Source organism: Actinomyces sp. Z16 (assembly GCF_003111765.1).
Taxonomy (GTDB): Bacteria; Actinomycetota; Actinomycetes; order Actinomycetales; family Actinomycetaceae; genus Actinomyces; species Actinomyces glycerinitolerans.
In genome coordinates, this window is record NZ_CP027862.1 from 1,131,808 (window position 1) to 1,145,062 (window position 13,255).

Genomic DNA, 13,255 nt, shown 5'->3' on the forward strand with positions numbered 1-13,255 from the left:
ACGAAGAGCCGCATTGCGGCCGATGGGCGGCGTACACATTGCGGCCCGGGGGTCTGCGGCGTACCGTATGACTCGGCAGTCATATGACTGGATAGTCATATTGTTTGAATGGAGTTTTCATGCCCAAGGACACGTTCTTCAACCTCACGCAGGACAAGCGTGCCCGCGTCGTGGAGGCGCTCAAGGCGGAGTTCGCGGAACACTCCTACACGCAGGCCTCGGTCGACCGCGTCACGGCCTCCGCCGGCATCTCGAAGGGCAGCTTCTACCAGTACTTCAACGACAAGCTCGATGCCTACACCCACCTGGTGCGCGAACTCATGGACGCGCGTATCGACGTCCAGGACGCGCCGGTGCCCGAGGTGCCCTTCGATGAGGTCCTTCGCGCGATGGTCCTGGGCAGCCGGGACTTCTTCCGGCGCGATCCCCGTGGCTGGGCGGTGCTTGCGCGTGCACTATCGGCCGACGCCCCCGTCGTGCTCGGCTCGGACGAGACCGTCAATGCGGGCGTACATCGGTGGGCGGTTGCCGCGATCACTGCCGGACAGGAGAGCGGCGAGCTGCGCGCGGACGTGGACCCCGAAACCGCCGCCTGGATGATGGAGAAGGTACTGCTGAGTGTTCCGGAGTACGTTGTCGCCCGGTTCGGGGTGAGCCCGCGGCAGGCTGCGAAGGACGGCAGTGCCTTCGACCGCCCCGAGATCGCGGCGGTGGCCGACGACGTCGTCGTCATGCTCGTAGCCGCGTTGATGCCTCGGCCGCAGAACCGCACAGGCGGGCGGGCTCATGGCTGAGGCGATCGCCACTCGCTCCCTCGGCTTCACCTACCGAGGTGCTGCCGGTCCCACACTGCACGGCATCGATCTGACGGTCGACGTCGGAGAGGTGATCGGTCTGCTCGGGCCGAGTGGCGCGGGTAAGTCCACCCTGCAACGGGTCTTGACCGGGCTGCTGCGCGGCGCGACGGGGGACGCCCGGGTGCTCGGGCGGGAGCTGTCCTCATGGGGGCGCGAACTGTACGAGCGCATAGGGGTCGGCTTCGAGCATCCGGTGGCCGTCGGCTGCCTCACTCTGCGAGAGAATCTGGCCTACTTCGCACGCATGTATCCGGCAGACACGCGCGCGCCGGACGAACTGCTGGAGCTACTCGGCCTGGCCGAGGACGCAGGCATGCGCGCCTCGGCGATGAGCAAGGGCATGGGGATACGCCTGAACGTCGCGCGGGCGCTGCTGCATCGTCCTGAACTGCTCTTCCTCGACGAACCGAGCTCGGGCCTGGATCCCGTAACCGCCTCCCAGATGGCTGATCTCATCACTCGTGAACGTGAGCGCGGCTGCACCGTGGTCGTCACCACCCACGACATGGTCCTCGCCCAGGAGGTGTGTGACCGCGTCGGCTTCGTCGTTGACGGCAGCATCGTCGAAATGGGGGCGCCTGACGAGTTGCGGCGGCGCCACGGCAGGCGTGAGGTGGTGTTGACCTGGGACGGGGGCCGGTCCGTGTTTCCCCTCGACGGCCTGGCGGATGACCCGGGCTTCCACCGCGATTTGCGCGAGCGCCGGGTGCACACCCTCCACAGCCAGGAGGCGGACCTGGCCCAGGTGTTCCGAGCGGTGACGGGGCGAGAGCTGTCATGAGGTATGCGGTGGAGCGCACGGCGGCGACCCTCCTGCTGGATCTGCGGCGCCAAGCGGTCGGCGGTTACTGGTTGGTGGCGGTGCTGGTCGGGGCGGTGGTGGCGGGCATGGTACGAGGGTCGGGGATAGAGCCAACCCGCTGGTGGCCGATTCTTCTCCTTGGCGAGTTGACGGTGACGTGCTTCTACTTCGCTGCCGTGCAGGTCCTGGCCGAGCGCGGAGAGGGAGTGCTGACGGCTCGGGCGCTCACGCCGGCGCGGGAGGAGGAGTACTTGACCGCTCTGATTGTCTCCCTTGGGGCGTTGGCGGTGGTGGAGTCGGCGGTGTTGGTGGCGGTGGCCGGTGACCTTCCGCGGCACTGGCCCGCGCTGATCGCGGGCGTGTTGGTGCTGGCCGCCTGCGAGGTGCTCTATGGAGTGATCGCCGTGTCCGGATACGACACGGTGGCGGCCTTCCTGTTGCCCTCGGGATTGTGGACCGTGGTGTTCATCGTGCCGGTGCTACCCCTTGTGGGTCTGGGTGGCGGCTGGTGGTTGTGGCTCCATCCCCTACAGCCCGCAGTGGTCCTCGTACAGGTCGCCTTCGACCGCGCTCCGACCGCGCTGGCGGCGCCTGCCGTCGTCGTCGGGGCACTCTGGGCGGCGGTGGGGATGGCATTGGCTCGACGGCGTCTGCACGCGATCAGCATCAAGGTTGGGGGCAAGCCATGAGGCGCAGGGGTATGGCCGGCACCGAGTCGGGAGCTCCGAATAACATCCGCACCGCGGCGACGATTCGGGCACTGGCCCGCATGGCGCCACTGGACCTGCGCCGCCTGGCGCGCGATGAGCTGCTGTCGTGGATGGCGGTGCTGCCGCTCGCTGTCGCCCCGGTGCTGCGTCTGGCCGCTCCGGGGCTGGTCGGCGCGCTCTCGCATCTTGGCCTGGACGCGGGCTCCTGGCTGGAGCCGTTGGGTGCGGTGGCATTCGCCGTGATCACTCCCGTGCTGATTGGAACCGTAGTCGGTTTCATGCTTTTGGCGGACAAGGAGGACGGCACCTGGCGGGCCGTGGCGGTGACCCCGGTGTCATTGCGCGGCTATCTGGTCTGGCGCGCCGGTCTGGCTGTGGGGCTCGCCGGTCCGCTCGCGCTCCTGGGGCTACGTGTAGGCGGATTGAACGATCTGGGCTGGGGCGCGGGCGCAGGCCTGGCCCTGGCCGGGGCGCCCCTGGCAGGCGCAACCGCTATGGCCATCGCTGTCTTCACGGATTCGACGATCCAGGCGGTGACGGCGATCAAACTGGGATTCGTGCTGCTGGTGTTGCCGGCCTTCGTAATGGGGCGAGGTGGGCCGTGGAGCCTCCTGACGGCTGTGGTGCCCTCGTGGTGGCCGCTGCGGGCACACGCCGCGATACTCGATGGGCAGATATGGCAGCCATGGGCGGCAGGAGCGGTAGCGATCAGCGCCGCCCTAGCGGCGGCCTGCCTGTGCCGCACCGCGTGCGCGGACGCTGGTTAAGGAGTCTTGTTGGGGCCCTTAACAGTGCAGGCAGGAGTAAGTATGGTTGGTTCATGGTTTACCAGGGGCGGTTCATTGCGCAGAAACAGAGTCGCTCGGGCTCACCCCCTGTCGGGCTTGTGCCGCAGAGTCGACTGGCCCTGGCCGCGCTTGTATTGGCGACAGTTGCCGCTACGGCGACGCTCTTGTGTTCGGTGCTTGTCGGGTTGAACTTAGGGCCGCTTCAGGCTCGGGCCGCGGTCGGGGAAGAACTCCCCGGGGACGCAACGATGGAAACCGTCTATCTTGCGCTTCTACTGTCCAACCTGCTCTGGACAGTCATTGGGGTAGCTGGTCTCGGCGTGGGGATTACTGCTGTGGCGCGTGGCCAGGATCGCTCCAGGGGTATTGCCGCGATCATCGTTTCGGTCGTGGCGCCCGTGGTCTCATTTGGCGTCTGGCTCGTGCTGACGCTAATCACTGCGCCGCTCGGTTGATCATTCGATTCGAAGCGGTTCCCGAGGTGCGTCCCGGATTGGCTTGTCGTGGCACTCCGTGTGCAGAGCCGTGCGGGTGCCGAAATAACGAGGCATTCGGGGAAGGAACGGATTTTAGACAGTCAGTTCCTGCTGTTCCGGTCATCGACCTCCACCATGACCAGCTGCATGCGGCACGGGGTCACGGCGGTCAGGGCGTGGCGGTCGTTCGGGGCGAGGTAGATGACGTCGCCCGCACGCATGCGCTCGGTGCGCCCGGAGACGGTGAAATCCATCTCGCCCTCCAGCAGGGTGACGACCACCGCCTTGGTGGAGGCGTGCTCGGTGAGCAGTTGGCCGGCGTCGAAGGTGAAGATGACGGTGCGCAGGACGGCGTTGTTGACCACGACGCGGGAGGTGGTGGCCTCCTCGCTGACCGGCAGGGCCTCATTCAGGCCGAGGCGGAATAGGGACTCGGAAACGGGCGTGGTGGGCATGGTCGGATTCCTCTCGCGACGGGTGCTGGTGTTTAGGCGTTAGACGACGGCCCTGGGTGAGCGCCGGGGTGCGGCGCACGTCGCAGCATTTGTTCCCGCTCGAGCCGTTTCAAATCCTGTGTCGAGGTTACCCGCGTCGCGGGGCGGTGAGCCGGTGGGCTCCGGCACACCTCGGCCGGATTGCGCCATCGTGTGGGCCGTGAGCGAAAAGCCCCCGTTCCTGGGCATGGGCTGGGCGACCGGCGGGTTAGCGTTGGCATCACCGAACACGGAAGGACTGACGTGAGCGAGCTCCACACGCCCCCGGCGGCCATGACCCCGGCCGCCGCCGACGGATCTGGGACGGGCCTGGGCCTGACCGACTCCATCTACAACCGCCTGCTCAAGGAACGCATCATCTGGCTCGGCTCCGAGGTGCGCGACGACAACGCCAACGCGATCTGCGCGCAGATGCTGCTGCTGGCCGCCGAGGATCCCGAGCGGGACATCTACCTTTACATCAACTCCCCGGGCGGCTCCGTGACCGCCGGCATGGCGATCTACGACACCATGCAGTACGTCCAGCCCGACGTGGTCACCGTCGCCACCGGCCTGGCCGCCTCCATGGGACAGTTCCTGCTGTCCTCCGGCGCCCGCGGCAAGCGCTACATCACGCCGCACACCCGCGTGCTCATGCACCAGCCCTCCGGTGGTGCGGGCGGGTCGGCCACGGACATCCGCATCAACGCCGACCTGATCATCAAGATGAAGCAGGAGCTGTCCGAGATCATCGCCGAGAACACCGGACACACGGTCGAGGAGATCATCCGCGACTCCGACCGCGACCACTGGTTCTCCGCGCAGGAGGCCCTGGATTACGGATTCGTCGACCACATCGTGAGCTCCAGCCGCGAGATCGGCACCCAGAACGGAGAGAACTGACATGACGAGCTCTCGCCCCTACTTCGACGCCGTCGCCCGGCAGGTCGAGGCCGCGGGTATCAACCCGCAGTCGCTGCCGCAGGCCCGCTACGTGCTGCCCCAGTTCGAGGAGCGCACCGCTTACGGCTTCAAGCGGCAGGACCCCTACGCCAAGCTGTTCGAGGACCGCATCGTCTTCATGGGCGTGCAGGTCGACGACGCCTCCGCCGACGACATCATGGCCCAGTTGCTGGTGCTGGAGTCTCAGGACCCCGACGGCCTGATCACCATGTACATCAACAGCCCCGGCGGTTCCTTCACGGCGCTGACGGCCATCTACGACACCATGCAGTACATCAAGCCGCAGCTGCAGACCGTCTGCCTGGGGCAGGCCGCATCCGCGGCCGCCGTGCTGCTGGCGGCGGGATCGCCCGGCAAGCGCCTGGCGCTTCCGAACGCCCGCGTGCTCATCCACCAGCCCGCCATGGAGGGCGTGCAGGGCCAGGCCAGTGACATCGAGATCATCGCCAATGAGATCGACCGCATGCGCACCTGGCTGGAGGAGACCCTGGCCTCCCACACCGGTCAGCCGGTGGAGAAGGTGCACGCCGACCTCGAGCGCGACACGATTCTGACGGCCGCCGCCGCCAAGGAGTACGGCATCGTCGACCAGGTGCTGACCTCTCGCAAGGCGCCTGCCTCGCCGCACTCGGCGTAAGCGCGTGCCCCGGGCCCACGGGCTCGGGCGGAATTCCACAGGACGGGGCGGTGCCGGTTCTCCGGTGCCGCCCCGTTCCGTCGCCCCGCCTCTTTCTCGCCGAGGTCGGTGCCAACGATGCTCCGACTGTCCGGCCGTCGTGGACCGGATGGACGCATCGGATGCCGACCCGGGCCGACCTATTAGGCTGTTCAGCGTGAATTCTTCCTCCCAGGGCGGTCCACTGGTTGTCAGCGCATGCTTGGCGGGCTTCAAGTGCCGGTACGACGGCGGTGCGAAGCCGGATCGCGACGTCGCCGGCCTGGCTGCCGAGGGGCTGGCCCTGCCGTTGTGCGCCGAGTTGATGGGTGGTCTGCCCGTCCCACGGCCACCCGCCGAGATCGTGGGTGGCGACGGCGAAGACGTGCTCGACGGGCATGCGCGCGTGATCACTCGTGACGGCGAGGACGTCACCGATGCCTTTGTCCGCGGCGCCAATGCGGCCGCCGTTGTGGCGGCGCAGGTGGGCTGCCCCGCCGCGGTGCTGCAGGAGCGCAGTCCGTCCTGCGGCGTGCGCACCATCTACGACGGCACTCACAGCGGCAAACTCAAGCAGGGCTGCGGCGTACTGGCAGCCGCACTGCGCCGTCGCGGGATCGCCGTCGTAACCGCGGGAGTCGCCCGGGAACGCCGCCGGTAGCCGACACTAGGATTTGGCGCATGCGCCAGTTCGTCGTCGACGCCTTCACTGACCGTCCCTTCGCGGGCAACCCTGCCGCCGTCTGTCTGCCCGAGGCCTGGCCCACCGACGAGCTCATGCTTGCGATTGCGCGGGAGAACAATCTTTCTGAGACCGCATTCTGCGTGCGTGAGAGGGCGGCGTGGCGCCTGCGCTGGTTCACTCCGGGCGGCGAGATCGACCTGTGCGGTCACGCCACCTTGGCGACCGCGCACGTGCTGCTGGGCGAGCTCGGGGCCGGGGACGACGTCGTCTCCTTCGAAACGCTCGGCGGCCGCCTTACCGTGCGTCGAAGCGAGAGCCGGTACGAGATGGATTTCCCCGCCTACCGGTTGCGCCGCATCGAAGTCACCGATCAGATGGAGACGGCACTCGGCGCGCGTCCCTCTGAGGCGTGGATGGGACGCGACCTGTTGTGCGTGTTCGACGACGAGGCGACCGTCCGCGGCCTGACGCCGGACCTGGGGCGGGTCGAGGTGCTGCCGGGGCCGCTGTGCCACGCGACCGCGCAGGGGCTCGAGTTCGACTGCGTATCGCGCAGTTTCGCCCCGTCGCTAGGGATCGCGGAGGATCCGGTCTGCGGCTCCGGGCACTGCCACATCGCCCCGTACTGGGCAGAGCAGTTGGGCAAGTCGCGTATCCGCGCCTGGCAGGCCTCCGCGCGCGGTGGTGAGTTGCGCTGCACGGTCGACGGCGAGCGGTGCGCGTTGGCGGGCGCGGCGGTTACCTTCCTGCGCGGAGAGATCGTGGGGCTGTAGATGGGCTCGGCGTCTAGGCGCGGGCAGATCAGGGCCTATGGCGCGACCGACAGCGCTTGTCCGAGGGTAAAGGCCGCCACATCATCGGGGCGCTGGCCAATGGCGCGTGCCCAGGCAGTCGTCGTTATCCGAGACTGGCGCAGGTATTTCACCAGGGCGTCATGGATCCGCGAGCGCTCATAGGGGAGCGAGCTGCCCGGCTCACCGCTTTCAAAGCCGCGGCGGGTGAGTTCGGCCATGAGTTGGCGGTGTCCCCAATCAGAAGCCCTTCCGACGTCGTGGACAGAGTGTGCCGCAGCGACGGCGGAGGTGCCGAAACGACGGGCGAGCGCAATGACTGCATCCAGCGGTGGGGCGGAGGGCATCGCCGCGCGCACGGAATCGGGCGGAAGCAAGAGCGCCGCTGCGAAGACGTTGGCCTCCCGTTCCAACTCCCGGTCCGTGGCGTCGTCGTCAGTCTTAGTGCTGGAGTGCATCAGGAGATGACCGAGCTCGTGGGCGAGATCAAAGCGGGACCGCTCCGGCGTCTTCCGGCGGGCGAGGAACACGTACGGGCGCGCGTCCTGACCCCAGAAACTGAAGGCGTCAACGTCCTGTTCGGCTGCCGGGATCCCCAGCACCCGAATGCCATGGGATTCAACCAGCTGTACGAGGTTCGGCAGTGGGAAGTCGCCTAAGCCCCATTGCAGGCGTACCGCCTCAGCGGCCGCTTGGGGGACAGGCTCGGATCGAGCTCCGGCAGTGTGAGCGCAGGCAGGCCAAGTCGCCGGCTCATTTCGTTGAACATCTCCATTCCCAGAGACCCGAGGGCGGTGGCCTGGTGTAGGAGAGCTGCGCTCGTACGGCGGCGCGTTCTGAAGAATATCCGCTCATCGGTCAACGTGGCGGCGGGATTAGTTTGGAAGAATGCCACGGGTTGTGCGGTGGCGGTGGAGAGCGCGTCGGCCCTGTTGTCGGGTGCGCCGCTGTCTTCCCAGTTTGTGAGAGTACGAGTGGTCACGCCGACGGCGGTGGCCAGGTCTAGCCGGGACAATCCGCCGCGTTCGCGGGCGATCGTGACACGTGTGGGGTGGATGGACATGTCGTGATTGAGTCGATGCCGCTGGGATGGGCGTTATAGCGCCACCACGTCGAAGTCGACGTCGTCGGTGGGCCCTCGCTGTGGGATGGCTTCGAGACCAGTGGGCTCCAGTGGTGCTTCCGGCAGAATGATGCGGGTATGCCATTGCGTGATGATGCCGTCGTCGCATGCGATGGGAAGCGAGAGTTCGCAGCGAAGCACGTTCTCAATGCGATCCCAGAAATACAACAGTATCCAGGTGTGTAGTGGAATACCCCGGGCCACGGCGGCATCAGCGGTTGTTGCGCCTTCGGATAAGTCGAGGGCGGTCTGGGGGGGCAAGCTGAATGCGCGAGAGGTCGGCATTGTCGTCAACTTCGTCGCGGAAGACAGGGCCCTTGCTTCTCGCGTTGGCGGGCCGCTTGTCCGGGTTTCCGGTGTTGGCGTTCCCTCCCATAGCGGCAATGGCGGTCAGCTCCTCGTTAGGGCTAACCGAGCGGGGCGCATTGGCGCGGTCGTGGGCCCGCCAGCCGAGGCTGTCCAGATACTTACGTACAGCGCTGACGGTCTTCGCCCAGTGCTCAAAGCCGAAGGCAATAACCGGATCGAATGGCGTGTGTTGGTTGATGGCGGCCTGAAGCCCCTCGTGACACGCCTCGGCCAGGAGGTCTGCATCGAGCCCCATGGCCGTTAGCTGTTGTGCGGCCGCCTGTCCCGTGAGGACCACTCCGGGCGACGGTTGCAATGGGAATGACTCGGTCATGTCCGCGCCTCAGCCTCTCCGATGAGTGTTCAAAACCGGAAGTTACTATACCCCCGAGACGATGCGCGGTAAGCCCTGTCCCCCGATCACGAATACGGCTCTTGCTGGCGCAATGTGGGAGTGGGGGAGCGGTGGGGCGTCATGTGACCGCCGGTCGCGGCGAGCCATTTCGACCGATCTCGGTGTGTAACAAGTGCCGGTTTCGGTGAGGATCAGTGGGTGACGCGCAGGAGGCGGTAGCCCTTGGAGGAGGCCGCGCGCTCCACTTGCCAGCCCTGATCGGCAAGCCACTTGGCCAGCGAGTCCGCGCCGAGGTTCTTCTGCACCACGAGCCAGGCCTCGCCGTCGTCGGCGAGCAGTCCCAGCCAATCCGTCAGCAGCGCGTGCAGCGCCGGCTTGCCGATCCGCATGGGCGGGTTCGACCAGATCAGGTCCAGCCGGGTGCCCGAGCCCCGCAGCTCCTCCAGCAGCGCGTCGGCGAGCACGGCGCGCACGCGGGTATGCCCGGCGTCGGCGGCGTTACGGCCGGTCAGTTCCACGGCGCGTTCGTTGACGTCCGTCGCCAGCACGGTGGCCTGTGGGGCGGCGTCGGCCAGGGCGAGTGTCAGTGGCCCCAGCCGCAGCCCAGGTCAAGGAAGGTGCCCGTCTGGGGCGGCTCGGGCGCTTGCCGCAGCAGCACACGCGTGCCCAGGTCCAGCCGGTCGGCGGAGAACACGCCGGAGGCGGTGGTCACGTCGTGGTCGACGCCGCGGATGATGAAGTGGTGGCGCCGCTCCTCGGCGGGGGCGTCGGGGGAGGCGGTGAAGTAGTGCTGGTCGCTCACGTGCCCGACCCTACCGGGCGCGCGCTCGGCCGGTCATGATCGGCCCGCTCAGGCCGCCCGGCGGGCCAGCAGCGGGGTGAGGGTGAGCGCCAGGGTGAGTATCGCCGTCGTCGGCACCAGCAGGCCCGCCTGCACGCCCGCAGCCGACGGCGCGATGAAGGCGGTGGTCAGCGTTCCCAGGGCGGCGGCGCCGGCCGCGTTCGCCACCGTCACGGAGGTGGCGATTCGTGCCTGCGAGATGTCGTCGGGCGCCCCGCCCAGGTCCTCCGGAGCGGTCACGCAGCGAATCATCGTGTCCTGGTGCGTCAGGCCCATCCCGGTTCCGGCCGTGGCGAAGCCGACGTGCAGGCACCACCAGGGTGTCACTCCGGCGAAGGTGAACGTCATGAGTGCGCCGCCGACGGCGAAGCAGGCCCCGCCCGCGCCCACACGTGCCCGGAAGCGGCGCGGCTCGCGGGCGGGATGCGCCGCCGTCCAGATGGCGATCGAGGACCAGGTAAGCCCGGCGCAGGTCAGCGCCCAGCCGACCGCCGCCGGGCCCATGCCCAGTACGTCGTGGGCAGCGGGCGAGACCAGGTAGTCGAGCGTGAAGTAGGCGGCGCACAGCCAGGCGAGCGTGGCCAGGGCCGCCCGCCGCCCCGGCACCAGCCGCATGGTGCCGGCAGGGAACACCCGGGCGCAGGCCCACACCACCGCCGCCAACCCGGCCGCCCCGACGGGCGCGAACCAGGCCGACGCCGCCGGCACCGCCCCAATGCCCGCCACCCCGGCCGCCATCGCCAGGGCCGGCACCAGCGGGGGATGGGCCTCGTCGTCCTCGACGTCCAGCCCGCGGATCTCACGGGCCATCACCAGACGCGCCGCCACCAGCAGCGGCACGTAGGCGACCAGCGCCCAACGCCAGCCCCACGTCTGCGAGACCGCGGCCGCATAGCCCGGACCCAGGATGGAGGACACGATCCAGGTGGCCGAGCCCGCCGCCAGATACAGTCGCCGCCACGTCTCCGGCAGCCCCGCCACCAGCACGCCCATGCTCACCGTTGCCAACGCCCCGGCGGCGAGCCCCCGCAGCACCTCGCCGGCCACGTACACGCCCACGCTTGGGGCCAGCGCCCCGGTGACGGCCCCGGCCACGAGAACGCCGGTGAGCACGGTCATCAGCCGGTCGGCCCGCCAACGGGCCAGCATGCTGCCGCCCAGCGGCATGGTCAGGAAGGTCGGCACCATGGCGGCGGCCGTCACCAGCCCGTAGTGGGCGCGGGCGCCCAGATCAGTGGCCACCAGCGGCAGCACCGTCTGGTTGATGTAGGTCTGCATGCCCGCAAGCAGTTCGACCACCAGCATCGCCGTGGCCAGGTGTCCCACCGGCGTGGTCACCAGGGCACGCAGCGACGGCTGCGGGGACGACGACGGCGCCGGCGGTGACGACGGCACGCCCGGGACAGCGGCGCCGGCGGCGCCCGGATTGGGGTCGGCCGCGGCGGGGCCGTCGGCTGAGGCGAGGCCGTCGGCTGAGGCGAGGCCACCGGTCTCCGGGACGTCGGACTCGCGGGAACTCACCGCCCGAGCGTATCGACGCGGCCGCGGTCGGCGCGACCGCCTACGGCGAACGGGGTCCCGCGGACACTCGGCAGGGAAGTGGCCAGGCAGTAGCATTTGAGTCCGCATGGAAAACACGCAGCACCACAGCCACTCCGCCGACCACGCCAACCCCGCCGTCAACGACAGCGCCGACGGCGCCGTCACCGCCGACAACGATGCCGGTCTTCCCAACGACACCGACCCCGCCGCGGCGCTCGCCTCCCGGGTCCGCTCCCGCGCCGGCACCGCCCTGGCCTCCACCTCCGGCCGCCCGCAGTACCACGAGCCCGACGCCGGCGCCCTAGAACGCGAGGCCCGCGCCGGCACCCGCCGCGTAGTGGGACTGTCCACCGATCAGGAGGACATCAGCGAGGTCGAGTACCGGCAGGTTCGCCTCGAGCGCGTCATCCTCGTCGGCCTCGAACTGCCCCAGCCCGGCGCGGCGGGCGGCCGCGCCGGGGCGAACGCGCATCCGGCCGGCCCGCACCCCAACGGCGCCGCGTACACCACCGCCGCCCAGGACGCCGAGACCTCCCTGCGTGAACTCGCCGCCCTGGCCGAGACCGCCGGAAGCGAGGTGCTCGACGCCCTCATTCAGCGCCGCGACCACCCCGACCCGGCCACCTACCTCGGGTCCGGCAAGGCCAAGGAGTTGGCCCAGATGGTCGCCGACTCCGGCGCGGACACGGTCATCATCGACGGTGAGCTCGCCCCCTCCCAGCGGCGCGCGCTGGAGGACGTGGTGGACGCCAAGGTCGTGGACCGCACCGCCCTGATCCTGGACATCTTCGCCCAGCACGCCAAGTCCCGGGAGGGCAAGGCCCAGGTGGAGCTGGCGCAGCTGGAGTACCTGCTGCCGCGCCTGCGCGGCTGGGGCGAGTCCATGTCCAGGCAGGCCGGCGGACGCGTCGCCGGCGGTCAGGGCATCGGCTCGCGCGGCCCCGGTGAGACCAAGATCGAACTGGACCGCCGCCGCATTCGCCAGCGCATGGCCAAGCTGCGCCGCGAGATCCGCGCCATGGCCCCCTCCCGCGAGGTCAAGCGCGGCTCCCGGCGCCGCGGCCCCATCCCCTCGGTCGCCATCGCCGGTTACACCAACGCCGGCAAGTCCTCCCTCATGAACCGCCTCACCGGCGCCGACATCATGGTGCAGAACGCCCTGTTCGCCACCCTGGACCCCACCGTCCGCAAGGCGGAGGCCGCCGATGGGCGCATCTACACCCTCACCGACACGGTCGGCTTCGTGCGCAACCTGCCGCACGAACTGATCGAGGCCTTCCGCTCCACCCTGGAGGAGGTCGCCGAGGCGGACGTCCTGTTGCACGTCGTTGACGCCGCCCACCCCGACCCGCTCGGCCAGATCTCCGCCGTCCACGCCGTCCTGGCCGACATTCCCGGCGCCCTGGACGTGCCCGAACTGATCGCCTTGAACAAGGCCGATCTTGCCGACCCGGTCACGCTGGCCGCCCTGCGCACCCGCCTGCCCGGCGCCGTGGTCGTCTCCGCCCGCACCGGCCAGGGGCTTGAGGAGTTGCGCAGCCGCATCGAGGCCATGCTGCCGCGCCCGGACGTGGCCGTTGACGTCGTCGTCCCCTACTCGCGCGGCGACCTGGTCTCCCGCGTGCACGCCGACGGCGACATAACCGCCGTCGAATACGTGGAGGCCGGTACGCACGTGGTCGCTCGCGTGGACGCCGCCCTGGCGGCCGAACTGACCGCCGTCGACGCCGGGTGAGAGCCGTGCGCGAGATGAGTGCGCCCGCCCCGGCGGACCGGGCGGAAAAGGACGCCGCCGCCCCGGCCGGCACGTCCCCGGCCGACCCGGGCGCGTCGGGTACGACGGAGC

15 protein-coding genes and 1 pseudogene are annotated in these 13,255 nt (G+C 69.2%); 10 read left to right on the forward strand and 6 right to left on the reverse strand.

Annotation, left to right across the window (positions count from 1 at the left end):
• Positions 1–119 precede the first annotated feature (119 nt).
• The 5 genes from C3B71_RS04665 to C3B71_RS15840 all read left to right on the forward strand — a co-directional run bounded on the left by C3B71_RS04665 (position 120) and on the right by C3B71_RS15840 (position 3,612).
• Positions 120–794, forward strand: coding sequence for a TetR/AcrR family transcriptional regulator (locus tag C3B71_RS04665; protein WP_108966443.1), 675 nt, complete (start codon positions 120–122; stop codon positions 792–794).
• Positions 787–1,638 carry an ABC transporter ATP-binding protein gene (locus C3B71_RS04670; protein WP_108966445.1) on the forward strand — a complete coding sequence of 284 codons (852 nt, stop codon included), beginning with the start codon at positions 787–789 and terminating at the stop codon, positions 1,636–1,638. Before C3B71_RS04665 ends, C3B71_RS04670 begins: the two co-directional genes overlap by 8 nt.
• Positions 1,635–2,348, forward strand: a complete 714-nt coding sequence (locus C3B71_RS04675; protein ID WP_073327302.1) for a fluoroquinolone export ABC transporter permease subunit — start codon at positions 1,635–1,637, stop codon at positions 2,346–2,348. Before C3B71_RS04670 ends, C3B71_RS04675 begins: the two co-directional genes overlap by 4 nt.
• An 11-nt stretch (positions 2,349–2,359) precedes the next feature.
• A complete protein-coding gene (locus tag C3B71_RS04680) occupies positions 2,360–3,136 on the forward strand; it encodes a hypothetical protein (RefSeq protein ID WP_073327301.1) in 777 nt (258 codons plus the stop codon).
• A gap of 269 nt (positions 3,137–3,405) precedes the next feature.
• Complete coding sequence (locus C3B71_RS15840) at positions 3,406–3,612, forward strand: hypothetical protein (protein ID WP_146752412.1); 207 nt, start codon at positions 3,406–3,408, stop codon at positions 3,610–3,612.
• Between the two features lie 122 nt (positions 3,613–3,734).
• Here C3B71_RS15840 and C3B71_RS04690 read toward each other — a convergent pair whose 3' ends face one another.
• The gene (locus tag C3B71_RS04690) at positions 3,735–4,088 is read right to left on the reverse strand and encodes a cupin domain-containing protein (protein ID WP_073327298.1); all 354 of its coding nucleotides are present in this window, start codon (positions 4,086–4,088) and stop codon (positions 3,735–3,737) included.
• Positions 4,089–4,400: 312 nt separating this feature from the next.
• On the opposite strand from C3B71_RS04690, the gene C3B71_RS04695 reads away from it, so the two are divergent.
• The 4 genes from C3B71_RS04695 (at position 4,401) to C3B71_RS04710 (ending at position 7,182) form a co-directional block, all read left to right on the forward strand.
• On the forward strand, positions 4,401–5,009 hold the full coding sequence (locus C3B71_RS04695) for a ClpP family protease (RefSeq protein ID WP_073327296.1): 609 nt from the start codon (positions 4,401–4,403) through the stop codon (positions 5,007–5,009).
• Between the two features lies 1 nt (position 5,010).
• Positions 5,011–5,706 carry an ATP-dependent Clp protease proteolytic subunit gene (locus C3B71_RS04700; RefSeq protein WP_108966449.1) on the forward strand — a complete coding sequence of 232 codons (696 nt, stop codon included), beginning with the start codon at positions 5,011–5,013 and terminating at the stop codon, positions 5,704–5,706.
• 196 nt (positions 5,707–5,902) lie between these two features.
• Entirely contained in the window at positions 5,903–6,385 is a 483-nt protein-coding gene (locus tag C3B71_RS04705) for a DUF523 domain-containing protein (RefSeq protein ID WP_234416105.1), read from the forward strand.
• Between the two features lie 20 nt (positions 6,386–6,405).
• A complete protein-coding gene (locus C3B71_RS04710; protein WP_108966452.1) occupies positions 6,406–7,182 on the forward strand; it encodes a PhzF family phenazine biosynthesis protein in 777 nt (258 codons plus the stop codon).
• A gap of 35 nt (positions 7,183–7,217) precedes the next feature.
• On the opposite strand, the gene C3B71_RS04715 is transcribed toward C3B71_RS04710, so the two are convergent.
• From C3B71_RS04715 to C3B71_RS04735, 5 genes and pseudogenes are all read right to left on the reverse strand, one after another.
• Complete coding sequence (locus C3B71_RS04715; protein WP_325048226.1) at positions 7,218–7,871, reverse strand: ImmA/IrrE family metallo-endopeptidase; 654 nt, start codon at positions 7,869–7,871, stop codon at positions 7,218–7,220.
• Entirely contained in the window at positions 7,856–8,263 is a 408-nt protein-coding gene (locus C3B71_RS15845; RefSeq protein ID WP_159097643.1) for a hypothetical protein, read from the reverse strand. Before C3B71_RS15845 ends, C3B71_RS04715 begins: the two co-directional genes overlap by 16 nt.
• 271 nt (positions 8,264–8,534) lie before the next feature.
• Positions 8,535–9,005, reverse strand: coding sequence for a hypothetical protein (locus tag C3B71_RS04725; RefSeq protein ID WP_108966458.1), 471 nt, complete (start codon positions 9,003–9,005; stop codon positions 8,535–8,537).
• A gap of 212 nt (positions 9,006–9,217) precedes the next feature.
• Positions 9,218–9,828: pseudogene (locus C3B71_RS04730) on the reverse strand (class I SAM-dependent methyltransferase).
• 48 nt (positions 9,829–9,876) lie between these two features.
• Positions 9,877–11,172, reverse strand: a complete 1,296-nt coding sequence (locus C3B71_RS04735; protein WP_108969562.1) for an MFS transporter — start codon at positions 11,170–11,172, stop codon at positions 9,877–9,879.
• Between the two features lie 322 nt (positions 11,173–11,494).
• Here C3B71_RS04735 and hflX point away from each other — a divergent pair, with 322 nt between their 5' ends.
• Positions 11,495–13,144: a GTPase HflX gene (hflX, locus tag C3B71_RS04740; RefSeq protein ID WP_108966459.1), complete on the forward strand. Its 1,650-nt coding sequence runs from the start codon at positions 11,495–11,497 to the stop codon at positions 13,142–13,144.
• Positions 13,145–13,255 lie beyond the last annotated feature (111 nt).

Coding starts and splice junctions, on each gene's coding strand:
- C3B71_RS04665 (WP_108966443.1), top strand. CDS start 120: ATGCCCAAGGACACGTTCTTCAACCTCACGCAGGACAAGCGTGCCCGC.
- C3B71_RS04670 (WP_108966445.1), top strand. CDS start 787: ATGGCTGAGGCGATCGCCACTCGCTCCCTCGGCTTCACCTACCGAGGT.
- C3B71_RS04675 (WP_073327302.1), top strand. CDS start 1,635: ATGAGGTATGCGGTGGAGCGCACGGCGGCGACCCTCCTGCTGGATCTG.
- C3B71_RS04680 (WP_073327301.1), top strand. CDS start 2,360: ATGGCCGGCACCGAGTCGGGAGCTCCGAATAACATCCGCACCGCGGCG.
- C3B71_RS15840 (WP_146752412.1), top strand. CDS start 3,406: ATGGAAACCGTCTATCTTGCGCTTCTACTGTCCAACCTGCTCTGGACA.
- C3B71_RS04690 (WP_073327298.1), bottom strand. CDS start 4,088: ATGCCCACCACGCCCGTTTCCGAGTCCCTATTCCGCCTCGGCCTGAAT.
- C3B71_RS04695 (WP_073327296.1), top strand. CDS start 4,401: ATGACCCCGGCCGCCGCCGACGGATCTGGGACGGGCCTGGGCCTGACC.
- C3B71_RS04700 (WP_108966449.1), top strand. CDS start 5,011: ATGACGAGCTCTCGCCCCTACTTCGACGCCGTCGCCCGGCAGGTCGAG.
- C3B71_RS04710 (WP_108966452.1), top strand. CDS start 6,406: ATGCGCCAGTTCGTCGTCGACGCCTTCACTGACCGTCCCTTCGCGGGC.
- C3B71_RS15845 (WP_159097643.1), bottom strand. CDS start 8,263: ATGTCCATCCACCCCACACGTGTCACGATCGCCCGCGAACGCGGCGGA.
- C3B71_RS04725 (WP_108966458.1), bottom strand. CDS start 9,005: ATGACCGAGTCATTCCCATTGCAACCGTCGCCCGGAGTGGTCCTCACG.
- C3B71_RS04735 (WP_108969562.1), bottom strand. CDS start 11,172: ATGCTGGTGGTCGAACTGCTTGCGGGCATGCAGACCTACATCAACCAG.
- hflX (WP_108966459.1), top strand. CDS start 11,495: ATGGAAAACACGCAGCACCACAGCCACTCCGCCGACCACGCCAACCCC.